Source organism: Caulobacter sp. DWR1-3-2b1 (assembly GCF_049895765.1).
Classification (GTDB): Bacteria; Pseudomonadota; Alphaproteobacteria; order Caulobacterales; family Caulobacteraceae; genus Caulobacter.
Genome location: NZ_JAFCSZ010000024.1, coordinates 35,886 through 55,037, shown reverse-complemented (window position 1 = coordinate 55,037; position 19,152 = coordinate 35,886). Strand labels below are relative to the sequence as shown.

20 protein-coding genes are annotated in these 19,152 nt (G+C 66.9%); 8 read left to right on the top strand and 12 right to left on the bottom strand.

All coding sequences use genetic code 11. The features are described 5' to 3' along the window. Positions 1 to 478 precede the first annotated feature (478 nt). The 4 genes from gyrB to dnaN form a co-directional block, all read right to left on the bottom strand. A complete protein-coding gene (gene gyrB / locus ACP69S_RS17555) occupies positions 479 to 2,974 on the bottom strand; it encodes a DNA topoisomerase (ATP-hydrolyzing) subunit B (protein ID WP_425999435.1) in 2,496 nt (831 codons plus the stop codon). After that, positions 2,971 to 4,134 (bottom strand): DNA replication/repair protein RecF, encoded by a 1,164-nt coding sequence (gene recF, locus ACP69S_RS17550; protein ID WP_425999433.1) that lies wholly within the window; start codon positions 4,132 to 4,134, stop codon positions 2,971 to 2,973. Before recF ends, gyrB begins: the two co-directional genes overlap by 4 nt. Positions 4,135 to 4,864: 730 nt before the next feature. After that, on the bottom strand, positions 4,865 to 5,209 hold the full coding sequence (locus ACP69S_RS17545; protein ID WP_425999431.1) for a hypothetical protein: 345 nt from the start codon (positions 5,207 to 5,209) through the stop codon (positions 4,865 to 4,867). Between the two features lie 14 nt (positions 5,210 to 5,223). Further along, positions 5,224 to 6,342 carry a DNA polymerase III subunit beta gene (gene dnaN / locus ACP69S_RS17540; RefSeq protein WP_425999429.1) on the bottom strand — a complete coding sequence of 373 codons (1,119 nt, stop codon included), beginning with the start codon at positions 6,340 to 6,342 and terminating at the stop codon, positions 5,224 to 5,226. A 174-nt stretch (positions 6,343 to 6,516) separates the two neighbouring features. Here dnaN and ACP69S_RS17535 point away from each other — a divergent pair, with 174 nt between their 5' ends. Continuing rightward, on the top strand, positions 6,517 to 6,774 hold the full coding sequence (locus ACP69S_RS17535; RefSeq protein WP_425999427.1) for a DUF2061 domain-containing protein: 258 nt from the start codon (positions 6,517 to 6,519) through the stop codon (positions 6,772 to 6,774). On the opposite strand, the gene grpE is transcribed toward ACP69S_RS17535, so the two are convergent. Then, entirely contained in the window at positions 6,714 to 7,352 is a 639-nt protein-coding gene (gene grpE / locus ACP69S_RS17530) for a nucleotide exchange factor GrpE (protein WP_425999425.1), read from the bottom strand. The genes ACP69S_RS17535 and grpE overlap by 61 nt on opposite strands. An 11-nt stretch (positions 7,353 to 7,363) precedes the next feature. After that, positions 7,364 to 8,428, bottom strand: a complete 1,065-nt coding sequence (hrcA, locus tag ACP69S_RS17525) for a heat-inducible transcriptional repressor HrcA (protein WP_425999423.1) — start codon at positions 8,426 to 8,428, stop codon at positions 7,364 to 7,366. Between the two features lie 130 nt (positions 8,429 to 8,558). On the opposite strand from hrcA, the gene rph reads away from it, so the two are divergent. From rph to ACP69S_RS17510, 3 genes are all read left to right on the top strand, one after another. Continuing rightward, on the top strand, positions 8,559 to 9,275 hold the full coding sequence (gene rph, locus ACP69S_RS17520) for a ribonuclease PH (protein ID WP_425999421.1): 717 nt from the start codon (positions 8,559 to 8,561) through the stop codon (positions 9,273 to 9,275). A gap of 91 nt (positions 9,276 to 9,366) precedes the next feature. Further along, positions 9,367 to 10,356, top strand: a complete 990-nt coding sequence (locus tag ACP69S_RS17515) for a S1C family serine protease (protein ID WP_425999419.1) — start codon at positions 9,367 to 9,369, stop codon at positions 10,354 to 10,356. 94 nt (positions 10,357 to 10,450) lie between these two features. Next, entirely contained in the window at positions 10,451 to 10,831 is a 381-nt protein-coding gene (locus ACP69S_RS17510; protein WP_425999417.1) for a PilZ domain-containing protein, read from the top strand. On the opposite strand, the gene ACP69S_RS17505 is transcribed toward ACP69S_RS17510, so the two are convergent. Further along, positions 10,812 to 11,534 (bottom strand): N-formylglutamate amidohydrolase, encoded by a 723-nt coding sequence (locus ACP69S_RS17505; RefSeq protein ID WP_425999415.1) that lies wholly within the window; start codon positions 11,532 to 11,534, stop codon positions 10,812 to 10,814. The two genes, ACP69S_RS17510 and ACP69S_RS17505, sit on opposite strands and share 20 nt — an antisense overlap. A gap of 74 nt (positions 11,535 to 11,608) precedes the next feature. Between ACP69S_RS17505 and ACP69S_RS17500 the strand changes: the two genes are divergently transcribed. Together ACP69S_RS17500 and ACP69S_RS17495 are read left to right on the top strand one after the other, a co-directional pair. Next, positions 11,609 to 12,538 carry a transglutaminase family protein gene (locus ACP69S_RS17500; protein WP_425999413.1) on the top strand — a complete coding sequence of 310 codons (930 nt, stop codon included), beginning with the start codon at positions 11,609 to 11,611 and terminating at the stop codon, positions 12,536 to 12,538. 93 nt (positions 12,539 to 12,631) lie between these two features. Further along, on the top strand, positions 12,632 to 13,510 hold the full coding sequence (locus ACP69S_RS17495) for a transglutaminase-like domain-containing protein (protein ID WP_425999410.1): 879 nt from the start codon (positions 12,632 to 12,634) through the stop codon (positions 13,508 to 13,510). Here ACP69S_RS17495 and ACP69S_RS17490 read toward each other — a convergent pair. The 5 genes from ACP69S_RS17490 to ACP69S_RS17470 form a co-directional block, all read right to left on the bottom strand. Next, the gene (locus ACP69S_RS17490; RefSeq protein WP_425999408.1) at positions 13,505 to 15,385 is read right to left on the bottom strand and encodes a transglycosylase domain-containing protein; all 1,881 of its coding nucleotides are present in this window, start codon (positions 15,383 to 15,385) and stop codon (positions 13,505 to 13,507) included. The two genes, ACP69S_RS17495 and ACP69S_RS17490, sit on opposite strands and share 6 nt — an antisense overlap. A gap of 53 nt (positions 15,386 to 15,438) precedes the next feature. Next, the gene (locus ACP69S_RS17485) at positions 15,439 to 15,663 is read right to left on the bottom strand and encodes a helix-turn-helix domain-containing protein (protein ID WP_425999406.1); all 225 of its coding nucleotides are present in this window, start codon (positions 15,661 to 15,663) and stop codon (positions 15,439 to 15,441) included. Between the two features lie 19 nt (positions 15,664 to 15,682). Continuing rightward, a complete protein-coding gene (locus ACP69S_RS17480) occupies positions 15,683 to 16,216 on the bottom strand; it encodes a DUF2975 domain-containing protein (protein ID WP_425999404.1) in 534 nt (177 codons plus the stop codon). Positions 16,217 to 16,374: 158 nt separating this feature from the next. Further along, complete coding sequence (locus ACP69S_RS17475) at positions 16,375 to 16,551, bottom strand: hypothetical protein (protein ID WP_425999436.1); 177 nt, start codon at positions 16,549 to 16,551, stop codon at positions 16,375 to 16,377. A gap of 81 nt (positions 16,552 to 16,632) precedes the next feature. Then, entirely contained in the window at positions 16,633 to 17,223 is a 591-nt protein-coding gene (locus tag ACP69S_RS17470; RefSeq protein ID WP_425999402.1) for a glutathione S-transferase N-terminal domain-containing protein, read from the bottom strand. Positions 17,224 to 17,247: 24 nt separating this feature from the next. Here ACP69S_RS17470 and rdgB point away from each other — a divergent pair, with 24 nt between their 5' ends. Further along, positions 17,248 to 17,850 (top strand): RdgB/HAM1 family non-canonical purine NTP pyrophosphatase, encoded by a 603-nt coding sequence (gene rdgB, locus ACP69S_RS17465; protein ID WP_425999400.1) that lies wholly within the window; start codon positions 17,248 to 17,250, stop codon positions 17,848 to 17,850. A 147-nt stretch (positions 17,851 to 17,997) separates the two neighbouring features. Beyond that, the gene (hemW, locus tag ACP69S_RS17460) at positions 17,998 to 19,149 is read left to right on the top strand and encodes a radical SAM family heme chaperone HemW (protein WP_425999398.1); all 1,152 of its coding nucleotides are present in this window, start codon (positions 17,998 to 18,000) and stop codon (positions 19,147 to 19,149) included. Positions 19,150 to 19,152 lie beyond the last annotated feature (3 nt).

Below are 19,152 nucleotides of genomic sequence, written 5' to 3'. Positions count from 1 at the left end.
ACTATGCTGTATCGCTCGACGGACCGCCGCTGTCGTTGTGGCGCTCCCGTGGTGTACCTGCCCCATAGCGCATCCTTCCAACCATCGGAAAATAGTGCACCATCAAAGTCCGGGACCAACATCTAGTCGCGGCAGAGTTCATGACAAGTCGGTGATAGGCTTGTTCCCCACGACCCATGTGACGGAGCGGAGGTAGGGATGATCGTTGGCCAGAACGCGCAGCCGCCAGGCGCGTTTCCGAGCGGGAGCTGCGCCTCGCCGCTGAGCAATGTCTAGCCTATGCGGACAAGGGCGACCTTCTCGTCGTCGATGACCGCAATCGCCAGTACGTCATTGTTTCAATCGGACGGTGGCAGGAGCTTTCCAGAGCCAATAGGCCCTAGCGCGAATGAGAAGCTTCTCATTCGCGCTACCGAATTCTCAGAACTTTAGGCGGCATTCTCACAAGTTTTGACGCGGACCAATGACACCGGGGTCCTTAAACGTCCACCTCGGCGTCCAAGGCGTTTTCCTGGATGAATTCACGACGCGGTTCGACCAGATCGCCCATCAGGCGGCTGAACATGTCGTCGGCGTCGTCGGCGTGATTGACCTTCACCTGCAGCAAGGTGCGCGCCTCGACGTCGAGGGTCGTCTCCCACAGCTGGTCGGGGTTCATCTCGCCCAGGCCCTTGTAGCGCTGGATCGACAGGCCCTTGCGGCCAGCTTCCATCACCGCGCCCACCAGATCCATCGGTCCACGGACGGTGGTCGACTTGTCCTTGCGGCGGAACACGGCGCGGCCGGAGAAGATCTCGGCCAGGGCTCCGGCCCGTTCGGCCAGACGGCGGGCGTCGGCGGCGTGCAGCAGGCCATCGTCCAGCACCACGCTCTCAGTGACGCCGCGACGCACGCGCTTGAACACATAGGCCGTGTCGCCGCGCTCGCCGGTCCACGGGCCGTCGCCTTCCTCGGCGTAGAGATCCAGGCGCGCCGCTGAAGCGGCGATGTCGGGGTTCTCGCTGAGCAGGCCGGCCAGGGCCGTCTGTTCCACGGCGAAGGCCGGAGCCCGGGCGGCCAGGCGGTCGATATTGCCCTTGGCCTGACGGCACAGCTGGATCAGGGCCAAGAGGTCCTTGCCGGTGCGACGTTCGCCCGACGGCAGGTCCAGTTCGGCCCCCTCGACGCCCTCGTCGATCAGGAAGGCGTCCATCTCGCTGTCGTCCTTGAGATAGCGCGAGGACTTGCCCTTGGACGCCTTATAGAGCGGCGGCTGGGCGATATAGATGTAGCCGCGCTCGATCAGCTCCGGCATCTGCCGGTAGAAGAAGGTCAGCAGCAGGGTGCGGATATGGGCGCCGTCGACGTCGGCGTCGGTCATCAGCACGATCTTGTGGTATCGCACCTTGTCGGCATTGAAGTCGTCGCGGCCGATGCCGGCGCCCAGGGCCGTGATCAGGGTGCCGATCTGGTCGGACGACAGCATCTTGTCGAAGCGGGCGCGCTCCACGTTGAGGATCTTGCCGCGCAGGGGCAGCACCGCCTGGTTGTCGCGGTTGCGGGCCTGCTTGGCCGAGCCGCCGGCCGAGTCGCCCTCGACGATGAAGATTTCGGACTTGGCCGGATCGCGCTCGGCGCAGTCGGCCAGCTTGCCGGGCAGTGACGTAATGTCGAGCGCGCTCTTGCGGCGGGTCAGTTCGCGGGCCTTGCGGGCGGCTTCGCGAGCGGCGGCGGCTTCGGCGATCTTCGAGACGATGGCCCTGGCCTCGGTCGGGTGCTCCTCGAACCAGCTGGCGAGGCCTTCCTGGACCAAATTCTCGACGGCCGGGCGCACTTCGGACGAGACCAGCTTGTCCTTGGTCTGCGAGCTGAACTTGGGGTCGGGCACCTTGACCGACAGCACGCAGGTCAGGCCTTCGCGGGCGTCCTCGCCCCCGACGTTGACCTTCTCCTTTTTCGTGATGCCCGAGCTCTCGGCGTAGTTGGTGATGATTCGGGTCAGAGCGCCGCGGAAGGCCGACAAATGCGTGCCGCCATCCCGCTGCGGGATGTTGTTGGTGAAGCACAGCATGTGCTCGTGATAGCTGTCGTTCCACCACAGGGCCAAGTCGATCTCGACCTTGTCCTTGCGGCCACGAATGACGATCGGGGTCTTCAATAGAGCCGTCTTGGCCTTGTCGAGGTGGCGCACGAAGGCCTCGATGCCGCCCTGGTAATGCAGCTTTTCTTCCCACGGCTCGGCGTCGCGCAGGTCGCGGAAATAGATCGTCACGCCTGAGTTCAGGAAAGCCAGCTCGCGCAGCCGGTGCTCCAGGGTCTTGCGATCGAATTCGATGAAGGCGAAGGTTTCCAGCGAGGGGAAGAAGGTCACCTCGGTGCCGGTCAGATATTCGCCGGCCTTGGGCGTATCCTCGGCGCGGATCGGCGAGTCGCCGGTCACCTTCAGGGACGAGACCGCGTCGCCGCGCTCGAACCGCATCTGGTGGGCCTTGCCGTTGCGGTGGACCTTCAGCTCCAGCCAGTCGCTGAGCGCATTGACCACCGAGACGCCGACGCCGTGCAGGCCGCCGGAAACCTTGTAGCTGTTCTGGTCGAACTTACCGCCGGCGTGCAGCTGGGTCATGATGACCTCGGCGGCCGAGACGCCCTCGCCCTCGTGGATATCTACGGGAATGCCGCGCCCGTCGTCGGTGACGGTCACCGAGCCGTCGGCGTTGAGGATCACCTCGACCTTGGTGGCGTGACCGGCCAGGGCCTCGTCGATGGCGTTGTCGACCACCTCATAGACCATGTGGTGCAGGCCCGAGCCGTCGTCGGTGTCGCCGATATACATGCCGGGGCGCTTGCGCACCGCGTCCAGGCCCTTCAGCACCTTGATCGAGTCGGCGTCATAGTCGCCGCCCATCACTTCGGGCGCCGCCATCTGCGAGCCGTCGGCGGTGGTCAGACGGTCGCCCGAATTGTCTTCTGCGGGGCCTTTGGTCTCTTCGGTCATACGTCTTCCAAAGCGGTCAGGCCGGCGTCGCACACGCGAACACCAAGAGCCCGACCTTTGAGGTGGTCGAACAGCGACTCGTCCGTGCCGGTGAGGAAGGCCTGGAGCTTGAGCGCCGTGATTTCGTCGGCTAGTGCGGCTCGCCTTGTGAGGTCGAGATGCGCGGCGACTTCGTCGAGCAATACTATAGGATTCGGCGCGGATTCCGCACGCGAAAGTCTCGCCGCCTGGGCCAAAACCAGGTTCAGAATCAGCGCTTTCTGCTCACCGGTCGAGCATTCCGCCGCCGGACGGTCTTTCTCGACATGCAGGATGTCCAGATCGCCTCGGTGAGGGCCGGTCAGGGCGCGTCCGGCGGCCCCGTCGCGGGGCCGAGCGGCGGCCAGGGCGGTGGCCAGACGCAACTCGATCTCGGCATGTTCGACGCCGTCCAGCGCCAGTTTTTCCCACTCGCCGGTCAGGGACAGCCTCGCCTGGGGAAAGGGCCGGTCGCCACGGCTGTCTATTTCCGCCTGCAGGGCCATCAGCGTGCGAGCGCGGGCCTGCGCCATCAGGGCGCCGGCCTGGGCCATTCGCGCCTCCAGAGCGGTCAGCCAAACGGCGTCGGCCGGCGCTCCGCCTTCCAAGGCATCGGTCAACAGGCGCATGCGCTCGCGCTGGGCCTTGTCATAGGCATTGGCGTGGCTGGCGTGGGATGGCTCGCCGGCGAAGACCAGCCGGTCGAAAAACTTGCGGCGCTCGGCGGCGGCTTCCAGAAACAGGCGGTCCTGAGCGGGGGTCAGCCAGATCGGCCGGACGTGATCCGTCAGACGGCCGGGCGGCAGGGTCTCGCCGTCGATCCGCACGATCCGCCGGGTCGCGCCGCCGACCTCGACCCCGACGCCCAGATGAACCGGCTCGTCCTGACCCGCCTCGACCTGGACCGCCACGGCCCAGGCCCGGCCGGTCGCCTCGCCGGGCATCCGCCGCCCGACCTCGGCCAGGCTGGAGCCACGCAGGCCTTTGCCGGGCGACAGCAGGCTGATGGCCTCCAGCAGGTTGGTCTTGCCGGCTCCATTGGCGCCGAACAGATAGACGCTGCGCCCGCCGGTCTCGAGACGGGCGTGGGCGTAGGACCTGAAGTCGGTCAAGGTCAGGGTGTTGATCGCGGCCGACGCCATGGGGGTCTCTTAAGGCAGGTTGGCGGTTGCGTCACGCCGGCCGCCTTCGTGACAGGGGCGTCCGCACGTTGAACACAGATTCGCGACCTCGCGCGGAAACCGCCGAGTTGATGGAAAGGGTCGCGGAGCGTCCGGACCACGTCCGGATGAGGAATTAGTGAATACCGTTTCGACGAAGCCGTCCGCTCCGCGTGATCGTTCTGGCGAAAGCGTGCGGCGCGTGAGCCCTGTTCGGGCCGCGCCGCCTTTAAGCCCCCGACGGGCGGACGGGATAGCGCTCCCGCCCGGACTGCCGGTCCTTTCAGATCAGCCTGCTGCTCGCTCGACCCTCGAGGTCACGTCGTTTTAGTGTTCCACGGCCGACCGCCGCCAGAGAACAACGAGGTTGGCGGCCCAGAGCACAATGCACTCTTCCCGCCATCGATTGAGCTGCCCGCTCGATCACCCCTCGTCGCCGCAATAGGTCGCTGGCTTAGCGCCCTTTCCTCGCGACTAGGTGGGTAGAGAATACGGGAGGTTTAAGCGCGGCTGATAAGTTTGCTGGGCGCCCGTCTCGATCCTCCCCCTGAAGGGGGAGGCGGCCGTCAGGCTGGAGGGGGAAGACCGCATTGAATCGGCATGACTTCCCCTCCGTCGGCTTCGCCGACACCTCCCCCGCTAGGGGGAGGATCTAGGGCCTTGATCCCCGCGCCCATCCGGGGACGGCGCGCTCGCAATCCCCATAATCGCCCTAGACGAAATACCGCCGCGCGATCTCCAGATTGTCCATCTGCCAGACCCCGGCCGCGCCCATCAGCACGCGCATCATGTTGGCCTGAAAGATCTGGCGCGCCTCGTTGCGGTCAACCAGTTCCCGAACCGGCCAGTCGAAGCTGGCGTCCGGGGCGATGGCGCGGTGGACGGCATAGTTCATGGTGGTCAGGTCGATGCGGTGCTCGGCCACGCCGAACGCCGCCTCCACGCGCTGGGAGCGGTCGAACCACGTCGTGCAGTCGGTAAAGTCGGTCGCTTCCCATAGGGTGAGCATGTTGTCGAACAGCTCGACGAACAGATCTTCGCGAAGCCCTTGGGTCATAGCCCGCTAGCGGATCAGACCCGCAGCGGCATCAGCACGTACTTCACGCCGGGGTCGGTCGGGTCGACCACCAGGGTCGGCGAGGCAGGGTCGGCGAAGCGGAACTCGGCGATGGGGCCGCCGATCTGGCCGCAGACGTCCAGCAGGTAGCGAGCGTTGAAACCGATCTCGAAGGGCTCGCCGTCGTAATCGACCTCGACCTCTTCGACGGCCTGGCCGGCTTCCATGTTGCGGACGGTCAGGGTGATGCGGCCGGGCTCGATGGCCAGCTTCACAGAGCGGCTCTTCTCGGCCGAAATGGTGGCCACCCGATCGACTGCCTTGGCGAACAGGTCGTTGTCCAGGGTCAGGATCTTGGCGTTGTCGCGTGGGATGACCCGCAGATAGTCGGGGAAGGCGCCGTCGATGACTTTCGAGGTCAGGGCCGCGGCGCCGAACTCGAAGCGCACCTTCTGAGCGCTGACCTGCAGGTCGACCTGCTCGCCGGCCGATTCCATCAGGCGGCGGGCCTCCTGGATGGTCTTGCGCGGCACGATGATGCCCGGCAAGCCGGCGGCGCCCTCGGGGGCTGTCATCTCGGCCAGGGCCAAGCGGTGACCGTCGGTGGCCACGGCACGCAGCTTGACCTCGCCGCCGTCATTGACGGTGTGGAGATAGAGGCCGTTCAGATAGTAGCGGGTCTCTTCGGTCGAGATCGCGAAACGGGTCTTGTCGATCAAGCGGATCAGCTCGTTGGTGTCGACCGGGATACGGCGGGAGAGGCCATCGCTGCTCATCACCGGGAAATCGCCGGCCGGCAGAACCGGCAGGTTGAAGCGCGAGCGGCCGGCCTGGATCACCAGGCGGGGATCATCGCCGCTGAAGCTCAGCGACACATCCGATCCGTCCGGCAGCTTGCGGACGATCTCGTACAGGGTCTGGGCCGGGGCCGTGATCTGGCCGGGCACGTCGATCTGGGCCGGGCCCTCGTCGATGATCTCCATATCCAGGTCGGTGGCCGAGAAGCTGAGCGTGTCGCGGTCCGCGGAAAGCAGTATGTTCGACAGGATCGGGATGGTGTTGCGGCGCTCGACGACGCTCTGCACATGCCCCAGCGCCTTCAGCAGCGCCGCCCGTTCGATCGTAAGCTTCATATTCAGGTCCAGGTTCCGTGACCGCGCGCGTCGAGAGAATCCCCGCGCTGTCCCGTTAAGAATGGACCGCCGACATTAGCGAAATCGCGCGCTTGGGGAAGAGGGCCACACCCCTTGCAGACACGGAAACAGCGCCTATCTTTTGAGAACAGTTCTCAACAAGGAGCGCTCGCCATGCGCCTCGCCCTCAAGACCCTGACCTACGCGTCCATGCACCTGATCGTGGCGGTCGCTGTCGCCTATGCCCTGACCCGCGACTGGCGCGTAGCCCTGGCGGTCGGCATCATCGAGCCGCTGGTCCAGACGGTGTTCTTTAACCTGCACGAACGCGCTTGGTCGCGCGCCGACAAGGCGCGCGACCAGAAGAAGAGTCAGGACTTGATGTCGACCGAACCGCCCGAGCCGTCGGCCTCGGTGTTGGCTCCGGCATAGGGGTTCGAACCACCGCCCGACGAGGGCTCGGCGGACGAGCCCGGCGCGGTCGAGCCCTTGGCCGCCACGGCGACCATGGCCGGACGGATTAGGCGACCCATCAGCTCGTAGCCGGCCTGCAGGAACTGGATGACGCCGCCGGCCGCGACCTCGGTCGAGGGCTGCTCCATCACCGCTTGGTGCAGGTGGGGGTCGAACTTCTCGCCCTTGGTCGGCTCGATCTTCTTGAGGCCATTACGTTCGAAGGCCGCCAGAAGCTCCTTCTCGGTCATCTCGACGCCGATGATGTAGTTGGTCACCGCCGAATCCTGCGAGTCGCGTGGGCTCATGGCCGTGGCGCGCGACAGGTTGTCGGCCGCGCCCAGCAGGTCGCGGGCGAACTTCTGGATCGCATAGGCGCGGGCGTCGTTCATCTCGCGCTCGGCCCGGCGCTTGGTGTTTTCCGCTTCGGCGGCGTAGCGGAACACCTGATCCTTCAGGGCCGCTACTTCCAGCTTCAGCGCCTCGATTTCCTGGGCGGCGTCCTCGGCTTCCGGAGCCATCATCATCTCTTCAACCGGCGCTTGATCGTCGCTCATAGCCTTAGTCCTTATCCATCCATCATCCGGCCGAGCACGCGGGCGGTATAGTCCACCAGCGGGATCACCCGGGCATAGTTGAGGCGGGTGGGGCCGATCACGCCGATCGCGCCCAGCACCTTGCGTTGGCCCGTCATATAGGGCGCCGCGATCACGGAGGAACCCGAAAGCGAAAAGAGTCGCGTTTCGGCCCCGATGAAAATGCGCACGCCTTGCGCTTCTCGCACGTCGTCGAGCAGGCCGATCAGCTGTCCCTTCTGCTCCAGGTCGTCAAACAGCATCCGAACCCGTTCCAGATCCTCGCGGGCTCCGGCGGCGTCCAGCAGGTTGGCCTGGCCTCGCACGATCAGCGCCCGGGCGTCACCTTCGCCGCCGCCCCAGGCCGCCAGGCCATCCTCGACCAAACGCGCCGCCGTCTCGTCCAGTTGCCGGCGGGCGGTTTCCAGCTCGGCCCGGACCTCGTCCTTGGCTTCGTTGAGGGTGCGGCCCCGCAAACGGCTGTTGAGGAAGTTGGAGGCCTCCTGGAAGGCCGAGGGCGTCATGCCGGCCGCGCGCTTCATCAGCCGGTTCTCGACGGTGCCGTCCTCGAAGACCATGACCGCCAGGGCCTGATCGCCGCCCAGCGCCACGAACTCGACATGCTTGACCCCGCCCTCACGCACCGGCGTCACGACGATGCTAGCCCCGCCGGCCAGGCCCGACAGGATCGAGCCGGCTTCCGCGAGCGCCTCCTCGAACGAGCGGCCGCGCGAGAACAGGCGCGCCTCGATGGCCTGGCGCTCTTCCTGGCCGACATCGCCGACCTCAAGGAAGCCATCGACGAACATCCGCAGGCCCGCATGGGTCGGGATCCGTCCGGCGCTGGAATGGGGGGCGTCGAGCAGACCCAGCTGGGCCAGGTCCTGCATGGTGTTGCGGATCGAGGCCGGCGACAGTTGCAGTCCGCCGCGCGAGATGGTGCGCGAACCCACGGGCTCGCCGGTCTCCAGATAGGCCTCGACCACCCGCTTGAAGATGTCGCGAGCCCGCGCGTCCAGCTCCGTCAGACCGGGGGTGCGACCAAACAATTGCGTCATGGCGTTAAGCCGAAGACCTCGCTGAAGACAGAAAAGCGGCGGGCGCTCTTTCCAGTTCCCGTCGCAGATAGGATAAGCGGCCCCTTCTCGCATTCAAAGCCCCCACTCTTCTGACAATCCGGAGTTTCCCATGCGTCCCTCGAACCGCGCCCCCGACCAACTGCGCGCCGTCACGCTGGAGACCGGCGTCAACCGCTATGCCGAGGGCTCGTGCCTGATCGGCTTTGGCCACACCAAGGTGCTGGTCACCGCCTCGGTCGAGGAAAGCATCCCGGGTTGGATGCGCGGCAAGGGCCAGGGCTGGGTCACCGCCGAGTACGGCATGCTGCCCCGCGCCACCCACACCCGCGGTCGCCGCGAAGCCGCAGCCGGCAAGCAGAGCGGCCGCACCCAGGAAATCCAGCGCCTGATCGGCCGCTCCCTGCGCGCCGTGGTCGACATGAAGGCTTTGGGCGAACGCCAGATCAGCCTGGACTGCGACGTCATCCAGGCCGATGGCGGCACCCGCACCGCCGCCATCACCGGCGCCTGGGTCGCCCTTCGCCTGGCCACCCAGTATTTGCTGGACGAAGGCGTCATCAAGACCGACCCGATCATCGGCCAGGTCGCCGCCGTCTCGTGCGGCGTGTTCGCCAACACCCCGGTGCTAGATCTCGACTACGAAGAAGACAGCAACGCCGAGGCCGACAGCAATTTCGTGCTGACCAGCGATGGCGACATCGTCGAAATCCAGGCCACCGGCGAGAAGCGCGGCTTCACCAAGCCGGAATTCCAGGGCCTGTTCGACCTGGCCGAAAAGGGCATCGGCGAGCTGTTCGCGTTCCAGCGGGCGGCTATCGGGAAATAGGCGCCCGGGCCCCGAAGCGGCCCCGCGACGCCTCGCCCTCTTGTCGCGACGCTGCCCCAGCCCCAGATTCGATCTTCGAGAGGAGATCGAAGTGCCCTCACCTTTTCCCCCTCCCTTCAGGGGTCATGAAGTCGAAGCCCGCCTGCGGCCCTCGGCCCAGGCCTACCCGTTCGACCTCGACCACGCGCTCGGCGCCGTCGTCGCCCTTGAGGCGCGCGTGCCGTCCGACGCCTATACGGCAAACATCCTGGGGACAGAGCGCATCGGCAACGGCGTGGTAATCAGCCCCACGGGTCTGGTCTTGACCATGGCCTATCTGATCACCGAGGCGCGGGAAGTGGTCCTGACGCTCAATGACGGCCGCAGGGTCTCGGCCCATGTACTTGGCTTCGACGCCCGCAGCGGCCTGGGTCTTGTCCAGGCTTTGCAGCCCCTCGACCTGCCGGTGATGCTGATCGGCACGTCCAAGGACCTTACCAGCGGTACGGCGGTCATCGTCGCCGGGGCCGGCGGCCGCTCCCACGCCGCGGCAGCCCAGATCCTGACCCGCATGCCGTTCGCCGGCTATTGGGAATATCTGCTGGACGAGGCCATCATGGCCGAGCCGGCCCACCCGCACTGGAGCGGCGCGGCCCTGATCGGCCCCAAGGGCGACCTGGTCGGTGTGGGCTCGCTGAGCCTGGAAACCCGAAGCCGCGACGGCTCGGCCCGGCCGATCAACATGTTCGTGCCCGCCGAATTGCTGCCGCCGATCCTCGACGACGTGGCGCGCGGCCGTTCGCCCCACCCTCCTCGCCCCTGGCTGGGCGTCTTCGCCCAGGAGATCGAAGGCCGCGTCGTGGTGGTCGGCATCTCGCCCAAGGGTCCCGCCGCCCGGGCCGAACTGCGGGCCGGCGACATCATCCTGGCCGCCGGAGGCAAAGGGGTCTCGGATCTGGCCGAGTTCTACACCGCCCTGTGGTCCCAGGGACCGGCCGGCGCAACCATCCCTCTGCGCGTGCTGCGCGAAGGCGACAGCTTCGAGGTCGAACTCCGCTCCGTGGATCGCGGGACGCTGCTGAAAAAGCCGCGCTTCAACTGAGAAAATGATCGCCCGATAAGCGCGGCGAACCGCCCCATCTCGATCTTGCGGGCATCACCTGCTCGTTAACCTTGTCGTGGCATAAGCTCGTCCCATGCGAGCAACCGCCCGACAAACCGCCTCCTCCGCCGACCAGCGCGCCTATGCGCGCCGGCCGACCTCGCGGAAGGTCTATCTGGTCAGCGGGCGCAACACGCTGCGTTGCGCCCTGATCGACCTCGCCGAGGGCGGGGCGAGGATCCGGCTGATGGGCACGGCCCTGCCGGAAGGCGATCTCTATCTGGTCGACACCCGCGTGCGGCGCATCCACCTGGCCCGCTCGGTCTGGCAGTCTGAACGGGAAGCGGGGCTGCAGTTCGTCGAGAGCGACACCCTGGATCGTCCCGGCGGCGGCGTCGAAGGCGCGGCCGAGGCGGCCCTGCTGTTTGCTAGGCGTCGGGCTCGGCAAGCAGCCGCTATCGAAGCGGACCAGTAGCCTCCAGCGCCTCGACCAGTCGCGGCGCCAGCCAGGTCGCCATGGCCTTTTGCCCCTCGGGGTCGGCCAGCAGGTCCTGACGCACCTCCAGCTCCAGATAGTCCAGGCCGCGCGGATCGGCGTGCAATGGAATGGTGTTGTCCGTCCCGTCCATAGCGTAGGGCGCGTTGTCGCCGACCGCCTCCTCCAGGTCCGCCCGCAGCCTCGCCAGTACAGCCAGCGAAAACGGCGAGTCGTGACGGTGCAGCACGCCCAGGCGCCAGGGTCGATCCTGCCCCTGCATCGACGGCGTGAAGCTGTGAAGAGCGATCAGCACGGTCGGTCGATGCGAGCGCGCATCGACGGCGCTGGCGATGGCGGCCTGATAGGGTGCGTAAATCTCGGCCATCCGGGCCGCGACGGCTTGCGGCAAAAGGTCCCGGTTGCCCGGGATCGGCTCGCCATCGCTGACCGTCGGCATCGCGCCCTCAGTTCCCGGCCGTCGATTGCAATCGACGACAAGGCGCGAATAGACCTGCGAGATGAAGGTGGCGTCCAGCAGGCTGGAGAGCCGCGTTCCCAGGCCGGCTATGCCGATATCCCAGGCGATATGGCGGTCCAGGGCGGCGTCGCCCAGGCCCAGCCGGTCCAGCCGTCGCGGAATAGTCCGCCCCGCATGGTCTCCCAGAAGCACAAAGGCCGACGGGGCGCCTGCATTGAGCACAATGACCGGGTCCGGATCACTTGCGACAAGAAGGCGGCTCGACCCAGCGCCCGAATCCCAGCCACTTGTGATCAATGCCCGTGCTCTCGGTTCGCCATCTGACGCACTACCGGTATCGCAATCCCGTGGCGTTTGGCGATCATCGCATGATGTTGCGCCCGCGCGAAGGTTGCGATCAGCGACTGCTGTCCTCCAGCCTGCTGATCACGCCCAACCCCGTCCAGCTGCGCTATGTCCAGGACGTGCTTGGCAACTGGGTCGGCGTCGCCCATTTTCAGGGCCGCTCCAGCGAACTGAGTTTCGAAAGCCAGTTCACCCTGGATCACACACCCCTGCCCGCCTTTGGCGACGTGCCCGGCCATGTCGACGTCTATCAGGCCGGCCGGCCGTTCGCCTATTCCAGCGAGGACCTGCCCGATCTTGTCCAGTCCATCGCGCCGCAGCACGACGATCCCGACGGCGTCCTGACCCGCTGGGGCCTGGGCTTCGTCAAGCACACGGGCGAGACCAGCCTGCAGCACCTGTTGGCCGAGATGACCCAGGCGATCTATGCCGACTTCCGCTACGGCAAGCGCCTGGAGAGCGGCGTGCAGACGCCGCTGGCTACCCTGGAAAGCCGAGGCGGCACCTGTCGTGACTTCGCCGTGCTGATGATCGAGGCCGTGCGGCGCCTTGGTCTCGCCGCCCAGTTCGTGTCCGGCTATATTCACTGCCCCTTGCGCGGGCTGGCCAAAGCCGCCGGACGCACGGGTGGCGGCCACACCCACGCCTGGCTGCGGGTCTATCTGCCGTCATGCGGCTGGGTAGAGTTCGATCCGACCAATGGCATCGTCGGCAATACCGACCTGATCCGCGTCGCCGTCGTGCGCGATCCACGCCAGGCGCCGCCCATCCATGGCACCTGGGCCGGCTTCCCGACCGATTATCTGAGCATGGATGTCGAGGTCGACGTCACCAGCATCGAGGATCATCTGGCTCCAGCGCTGGCCACGGCCTTCGGCTGACGCATCTTTCGGCTGCGCCACGCGTTGGCGCTGGATTCCTCATAAATCCCCGGATTCGCCAGCTCGGTGCGCCGGCCCCTGCATGAGACGACGATGCTGATTCGTTATGGCTACGAGATCACGGTCTATTGCCAGCAACCCACAGCGATGGTGACGCTGCTGGGCTTGAGGGACGGGCGCGATGCCGACGTCAGGATCCCGGAGTCGTTCTTCACCACGCCGCAAGTCGAAACCTCGACCTATCGCGACATGTTCGGCAACCTCTGCCGCCGCCTGACGGCCCCGGCGGGCCTGCTTACCCTGTGGAGCGACAGCGTCATCGAGGACAGCGGCGCGGTTGATCCCTATGCGCCGGACGCCGAACAGCACGAGGTCGCCGACCTGCCCGATGACTGCCTCGTCTATCTTATGGGCAGCCGCTATTGCGAGACCGACCGCCTGAGCCAGTTCGCGTGGGACCGGTTTGGCCTCATCCAGGGGGGCTGGACGCGGGTCCAGGCTATCTGCGACTTCGTTCATGGCCACATCAAGTTCGACTACCAGACCGCCAGCCCCACCCGCACAGCCCATGAGGCCCACGAGGGCCGCATCGGTGTCTGCCGCGACTACGCTCACCTGGCCGTCGCTCTCTGTCGCTGCCTGAACATCCCGGCGCGCTATGTGAACGGCTATCTGGGCGATATCGGCGTGCCCCGCGTCGATCCGATGGATTTCAGCGCCTGGATGGAGGTCTATCTGGGCGGCAGGTGGCGGACCTTCGATCCGCGCAACAACATCCCGCGCATTGGCCGCATCGTCGTGGCCCACGGCCGTGACGCCGCCGATGTGGCCATGCTCACCTCGTTCGGGCCGCACCAACTGAACGGGTTCCGGGTCTGGGCCTATGAGACCGAGGCCGGCGCCTTGCCCGGGTCGGTGATCGACACCACCGGGGCGGCCGGACGTGAGGTCCGGGCGCGCTCGCCGCTATAGCCCCAGCATCCGCCGGATCCATTTGGGCACCCGGCGCTCGACCTCGAACTCCTCTCCGCGCTCCGGCTCTGGCTCGAACCGCGACACCGGCGCGCGATCCTTCGCGATTAGCCCGGCCTTCAGCCCGCCCGTCATCACGTCGCGCCAGATCAGGGCCGGAAGCCCGCCGCCGACCACGCGGGTCATGGGCGATTGGTCGTCATTGCCGATCCATACGCCGACCACCAGATCGCCGGTGAAGCCCACGAACAGGGCGTCGCGATAGTCCTGGGTGGTGCCGGTCTTGCCATAGGCCCGCTGCGGCAGGCGCGCGGCGCGGCCGGTGCCCTCCTGCACCACCGCGCCCAGCAGGTCGAGCAGGGCCGCACGTTGGGCGGGATCGAGATCGGTCTGCGGTGGTGGAGACTTGAACGGACGGCCGTGAGGGAACGATGGGCCTTTTCCCGACGCGACGGCGGCGTAGGCAGCAGTCAGTTCCAGCAGGTTGGTCTCGGCCGTGCCCAGCGAAAGCGTCGCGTCATCGGCCTTCAACGGCGAATCGATCCCCAGGTCGTGGGCCGCCTGGACGACGGCCGGCCCTCCCGCCGTCTGCCAGATGCGCGCGGCGGCCGTGTTGCTGGACTGGGCGAAAGCGTCGCGCAGGGTCGTGTCGTATCCGCCGCCGCCCTCGTAATTGGCCGGGGTCCAGCCACCGATGGTGATGCGGCTTCCGTCCACCATGTCGTCGGGCGAGGCTCCGTCGCGCAACGCCGCCAGATAGACGAACAGCTTGAAGGCGCTGCCCGGCTGGCGCTGGGCCTGGACGGCGCGGTTGAACGGGCTCTGGCGATAGTTCTGGCCGCCGACCATGGCCACGACCCGGCCGTCGGGCCGCATGGCGACCACGGCGACCTGGCCCGCCTTGACCTTGGCCGAGCCCTTCATCCGATTGGCGACCGCCCGTTCGGCGATGCGCTGCAGGCGGCTGTCCAGGGTGGTGGTGACCCTCACCTCGCCATAGCCGGGACCGTCGAAGGCGGACTTCACCTGGGGCGAGATCCAGTCGGCGAAATAGCCGCCCACCGGCAGGTCGGCGCGGGTGGTGCGGACAGTGACCTTGCCGGCGGTGTCGGCCTGCTGGCGGGTGATGGCCTTGGTGTCGACCATGGCCTCCAGCACCAGGCGCGCCCGCGTCCCCGCGGCCTTGGGGTGATCGACCGGGTTGAGGTTGACGGGCGCCTTGACCATGCCGGCCAGCATCGCCGCCTCGCCGATCGACAGGGCCTCGGGCGCCTTGCCGAAATAGTGCCGGGACGCAGCGCCCAGACCATAGACCCCGTCGCCGAAATAGATGCTGGACAGGTAGCGGGCCAGGATCTCGTCCTTGGACAGGCGCAGTTCCAGATAGACGGCGATTACCGCCTCCTGAGCCTTGCGGCGCAGGCTGCGTTCGGGCTTCAAAAAGGCGTTCTTGGCCAGTTGCTGGGTGATCGTGCTGCCGCCCTCGACCGTACGGCCGGCGCGGGAATTGGCTCGCATGGCCCGCGCGATACCCTGGAAATCCACCCCGATGTGGCGATAGAAACGCCGGTCCTCGATAGACAGGAAAGCGGCCGGCACGTGCTCGGGCAGGGCGTCGATGACGACCGGCGCCTCCTTATAGGCGCCGCGCCGCGCGAAGGGCTTGCCCTGATTGTCGAGCAGGATGATGGCGCGGTTGGGAAGGGGCTCCAGAGCCTGCGAGATCGGCAGGCTGGCGCCCAGCCAGAGGAAGAGCAGAACAAGCAGCGCCAGCAACCCCGCCGCGACCCCTGTGGCGATGCGATGGCGCTGGACGAAGGCTTTCGAGGCGACCCTTGCGGCCGCCAGCCTCGCCTTCGCTTCCTCTAAAGTCATGCTCGACCTTTTCGCCGCTTAAGCTGGGTGGAACGGGTGGGGACGGTGCTGGTTCAGTCGTCGCTGTCGGGTGGGCCGGATTCGAAGGTCAGCAGGTCGCCGGGCTGGCAATCCAGTTCGCGGCACAGAGCGTCCAAGGTCGAGAACCGCACGGCCCGGGCCTTGCCGGTCTTCAGGATCGACAGGTTGGCGATGGTGACGCCGACGCGGTCGGACAGTTCGGTCAGGGACATGCGTCGGTCGAGCAGGACGCGGTCGAGGTTCACGCGGACGGGCATGGGCGAAATCTCTCCGCGATCAGATGGTGAGTTCGGCTTCGCGACGAAGGCGTGCGCCCTCGCGGAAGACCTCGGCCAGAACAAAGACGACCAGCACCGAGAACCAGGCGGTCAGGGTGAAACTGTCGTCGATCACCTTGGTCTTGGGGGCCAGCCAGCGAGCCATGCCCGAGAAGACGTAGCGCCCGACCTCGAGGCTGGCCAAGATCAGGCCCACGACGCGCAGGCGCAGGACGTTGTCAGGATGGAAGGGGTCGCCGGCGGTCAGGGTGGCGAAAATCCTCCGCAGCCGTTCGACGATCACCATCCAGCCGCCCAGCAGCAGGGCCCAGGCGGCCAGGGCGCCGGCGAACAGCGGGCCATCGCGGCTGACGGCCTCGACCGCGTCGCTGATCGGCAGCATCTGGGCCAGCAGTTCGGGATTGAAGCTGAAGAGTAGCGCCACCAGGGTGAACAGCGACAACAGGCTGACGAAGATCCACAGGCCGACATAGATGACGTCGAGAATAATCTTCAGAAAGCTCGATACCGAGCCTGGCCCCAAGGCGCGCATTGGCTGCTTTTCCCTCGCCCTCCCCAGGGCTTCCAAGCCTGCCCCGCGTTGCGGCGGGGCGTCGAAGAGCCCACAAAGCCTACCTTGGTAGGCTTTGCCTCCCTAGGTGAGAGCATGACAGGCGCCGAAACCGGTATCCACTTTCGACTGTCATCCTCTTACAGCGATTGCGCCACGAAGGTGATCGCCGAGACCGGAACGCCCACGATGAGGGCGGCGGTGATCAGGGTCATCAGGACCTTGTCGGCGATGCGGAACAGTCGGGCGACGGGCATTTTGGGCGGATCCATCGAGGTCATCGGACGTCCGCCAGGCTCGGCGGCGTCCACGGTCAACAGATAGGCCCCGATTTGGGTCTCAACAATGCTGAGTATCGATAAACGATATTAAACTTTGGCAATGATGGTCGATGGGCATCAGGCCAGTTGCACGGATGTCACAACCATCGACTCGCGCCGGCTCGCGGCTTCGAACCAGGCGCTCAGGGCAGGCCGGCCGACGCGCCAGTCGAGGACCTGGCGGGCGTCGAAATAGGCCAGCTGCGCGGCGACGGCGATCTCGGCGATCGCCCATTGATCGCTCGTGAAACCCTCGGCTTCCAAAAGGTCGAGGCCTGCAACGATGGCCTTCAGCTGGCGCTCGATCAGTTCGGGGCGCTGGTCGTCCGCCCGCATCCGTTCGCGGACCACCGCCACTGCGGCAGAGCCCATGCCGTCGGCAAGGGCCTGTAGAGTCAAGGCGCGGCGACGCGCAGCGCCGCCCGCCGGGATCAGGCCCGCGCCGCCCTCGGCGTCGAGATGGTCGCAGATCACCGAGGAGTCGAACAGGATCTCGCCGTCGTCGAGGATCAGGACCGGGACCTGACTCAGGGGATTGGTCGCGCGCAGGCTCTCGTCGGCGAACGGGGCGGCGGTCTCCAGCACGATGGCGACGGTGAAGCCGTTTTCATGCGCCACGATGCGAACCTTGCGCGCAAACGGCGACAAGGCGGAGTAAAGGAGCCGCATGGGTGTTTTCCTTGGGAGCCGATCATGGCGCTGAAACTTGAGCCTGGACTTAAGCTCGTAGTGGCCACGCACAACCCCGGCAAGGTTCCGGAAATCGCCGCCCTGCTCGACGGCCGTTTCGAACTGGTCGCCGCCGGAACCCTGGGCCTGCCCGAGCCGGAAGAAACCGAGAGCACTTTCGTCGGCAACGCCCTGCTGAAGGCCCGCCACGCCGCAGACCTGTCGGGGATGATCGCCCTGGCCGACGACTCCGGCCTGTCGGTGGCGGCCCTTGATGGCTCACCGGGTATCTATTCGGCCCGCTGGGCGGGGCCCGGCAAGGACTTCGCCACCGCCATGGCCAAGGTCGAGGAACGCCTCGAAGAGACCATCTCCGACGACCGCGCCGCCTGGTTCACCTCGGCCCTGGCCGTGGCCTGGCCCAATGGTCCCTCTGTGGTTGTGCAAGGCGAGGTTCACGGAACCCTGACCTTCCCGCCGCGTGGTACGCGGGGCTTCGGCTACGATCCGATCTTCACACCCGACGGTTTCGAGACGACCTTCGGCGAAATGGAGCCGGCCACCAAGGACGCCATGAGCCACCGGGCCCGGGCGTTCGAAAAGCTGAAGGCGGCGCTGTTTGACTGACCTTCCGCCCCTCGCTGGAGGGTGTCATCCCGGACAAGCGCGAAGCGCGCCGATCCGGGACCGACGCCAGAGCGCCGCGTTCCAGGTCGGTCCCGGATCTTCACCCCGGCTGCGCCGGGGCTCGTCCGGGATGACAAGGGCGGGGGTATGACCCCCCTCGGGGCGCCCTTGGGGGTTTACGTCCACTGGCCCTACTGCTCGCGCATCTGCCCCTATTGCGACTTCAACGTCGTGCGCGACCGGGGACGCACCGCCGAGCAGACCGAACTCGCCGACGCCATCGTCGCCGACCTCGTGGCCCAGCGTGCCCTGACCGGACCGCGAAGCTTGCTGTCGATCTTCTTCGGCGGCGGCACGCCTTCGCTGATGGACCCGGCCCAGGTGGCGCGGGTGATCGACACCGCCAGGAGCCTCTGGTCGCCGGCCGACGATCTGGAAATCAGCCTGGAGGCCAACCCCACCGACGCCGAAGCCGGCCGGTTTGCGGCCCTGGCGACGGCCGGCGTCGCGCGGCTGTCGCTAGGCGTCCAGTCACTGCATGACGAGGCCCTGGCCCTGCTCGGTCGCAACCACGACGCCGGCGCCGCGCGACGGGCCATCGCGGTGGCCGCCGCCACCTTCTCACGCCTGTCAGTCGACCTGATCTATGCCCGCCCCGGCCAGACCGTCGAGGACTGGCGCGCCGAGCTGGAAGCGGTTCTGGCCATGGGACCCGAGCACGTCTCGCCCTACCAGCTGACCATCGAGGCCGGCACCGCCTTCGACCGCGCCGTCGGTCGCGGCAAGCTGGTGGTGCCCGACGAGGACCGGGCCCACGACCTGTTCGAGACCACCCAGACTGTGCTGGAGGCCTCCGGCTTCGACGCCTACGAGGTCTCCAACCACGCCCGGGGCGAGGCGGCGCGGTCGCGGCACAATCTCGTCTATTGGCGCGGCCACGACTATGTCGGGGTCGGCCCCGGAGCCCATGGTCGACTGAACCTTGCAGGCCAGCGCGTCGCCACCACCGCCCACCGAAAAATCGCCGACTATGTCGCCGCCGTGCGCGAGACCGGCGTCGGCTTCGAGCGCGAAATCCTGAACCCCGTCGAGGCCGCCGAGGAGCGGCTGCTGCTGGGCCTGCGGATCGACGACGGCGTGGCTTTCGAGGAGTTGGCGGTGCTGGGCCTCTCCGCCGACGCCGCCAAGGTCCGCCGTCACGTAGAACTGGGCCTGCTCGCGGACGATCCGCAACGCCTGCGCGCCACCCGCGCCGGCCGTCTGGTGCTGGACCGGCTGACAGGCGCGCTCGCGACCTGATAG

Excerpts from the sequence above, each read along its gene's own strand:
- gyrB (WP_425999435.1), bottom strand. The coding sequence starts at position 2,974 with ATGACCGAAGAGACCAAAGGCCCCGCAGAAGACAATTCGGGCGACCGT.
- recF (WP_425999433.1), bottom strand. The coding sequence starts at position 4,134 with ATGGCGTCGGCCGCGATCAACACCCTGACCTTGACCGACTTCAGGTCC.
- ACP69S_RS17545 (WP_425999431.1), bottom strand. The coding sequence starts at position 5,209 with ATGACCCAAGGGCTTCGCGAAGATCTGTTCGTCGAGCTGTTCGACAAC.
- dnaN (WP_425999429.1), bottom strand. The coding sequence starts at position 6,342 with ATGAAGCTTACGATCGAACGGGCGGCGCTGCTGAAGGCGCTGGGGCAT.
- ACP69S_RS17535 (WP_425999427.1), top strand. The coding sequence starts at position 6,517 with ATGCGCCTCGCCCTCAAGACCCTGACCTACGCGTCCATGCACCTGATC.
- grpE (WP_425999425.1), bottom strand. The coding sequence starts at position 7,352 with ATGAGCGACGATCAAGCGCCGGTTGAAGAGATGATGATGGCTCCGGAA.
- hrcA (WP_425999423.1), bottom strand. The coding sequence starts at position 8,428 with ATGACGCAATTGTTTGGTCGCACCCCCGGTCTGACGGAGCTGGACGCG.
- rph (WP_425999421.1), top strand. The coding sequence starts at position 8,559 with ATGCGTCCCTCGAACCGCGCCCCCGACCAACTGCGCGCCGTCACGCTG.
- ACP69S_RS17510 (WP_425999417.1), top strand. The coding sequence starts at position 10,451 with ATGCGAGCAACCGCCCGACAAACCGCCTCCTCCGCCGACCAGCGCGCC.
- ACP69S_RS17500 (WP_425999413.1), top strand. The coding sequence starts at position 11,609 with ATGCCCGTGCTCTCGGTTCGCCATCTGACGCACTACCGGTATCGCAAT.
- ACP69S_RS17495 (WP_425999410.1), top strand. The coding sequence starts at position 12,632 with ATGCTGATTCGTTATGGCTACGAGATCACGGTCTATTGCCAGCAACCC.
- ACP69S_RS17490 (WP_425999408.1), bottom strand. The coding sequence starts at position 15,385 with ATGACTTTAGAGGAAGCGAAGGCGAGGCTGGCGGCCGCAAGGGTCGCC.
- ACP69S_RS17485 (WP_425999406.1), bottom strand. The coding sequence starts at position 15,663 with ATGCCCGTCCGCGTGAACCTCGACCGCGTCCTGCTCGACCGACGCATG.
- ACP69S_RS17480 (WP_425999404.1), bottom strand. The coding sequence starts at position 16,216 with ATGCGCGCCTTGGGGCCAGGCTCGGTATCGAGCTTTCTGAAGATTATT.
- ACP69S_RS17470 (WP_425999402.1), bottom strand. The coding sequence starts at position 17,223 with ATGCGGCTCCTTTACTCCGCCTTGTCGCCGTTTGCGCGCAAGGTTCGC.
- rdgB (WP_425999400.1), top strand. The coding sequence starts at position 17,248 with ATGGCGCTGAAACTTGAGCCTGGACTTAAGCTCGTAGTGGCCACGCAC.
- hemW (WP_425999398.1), top strand. The coding sequence starts at position 17,998 with ATGACCCCCCTCGGGGCGCCCTTGGGGGTTTACGTCCACTGGCCCTAC.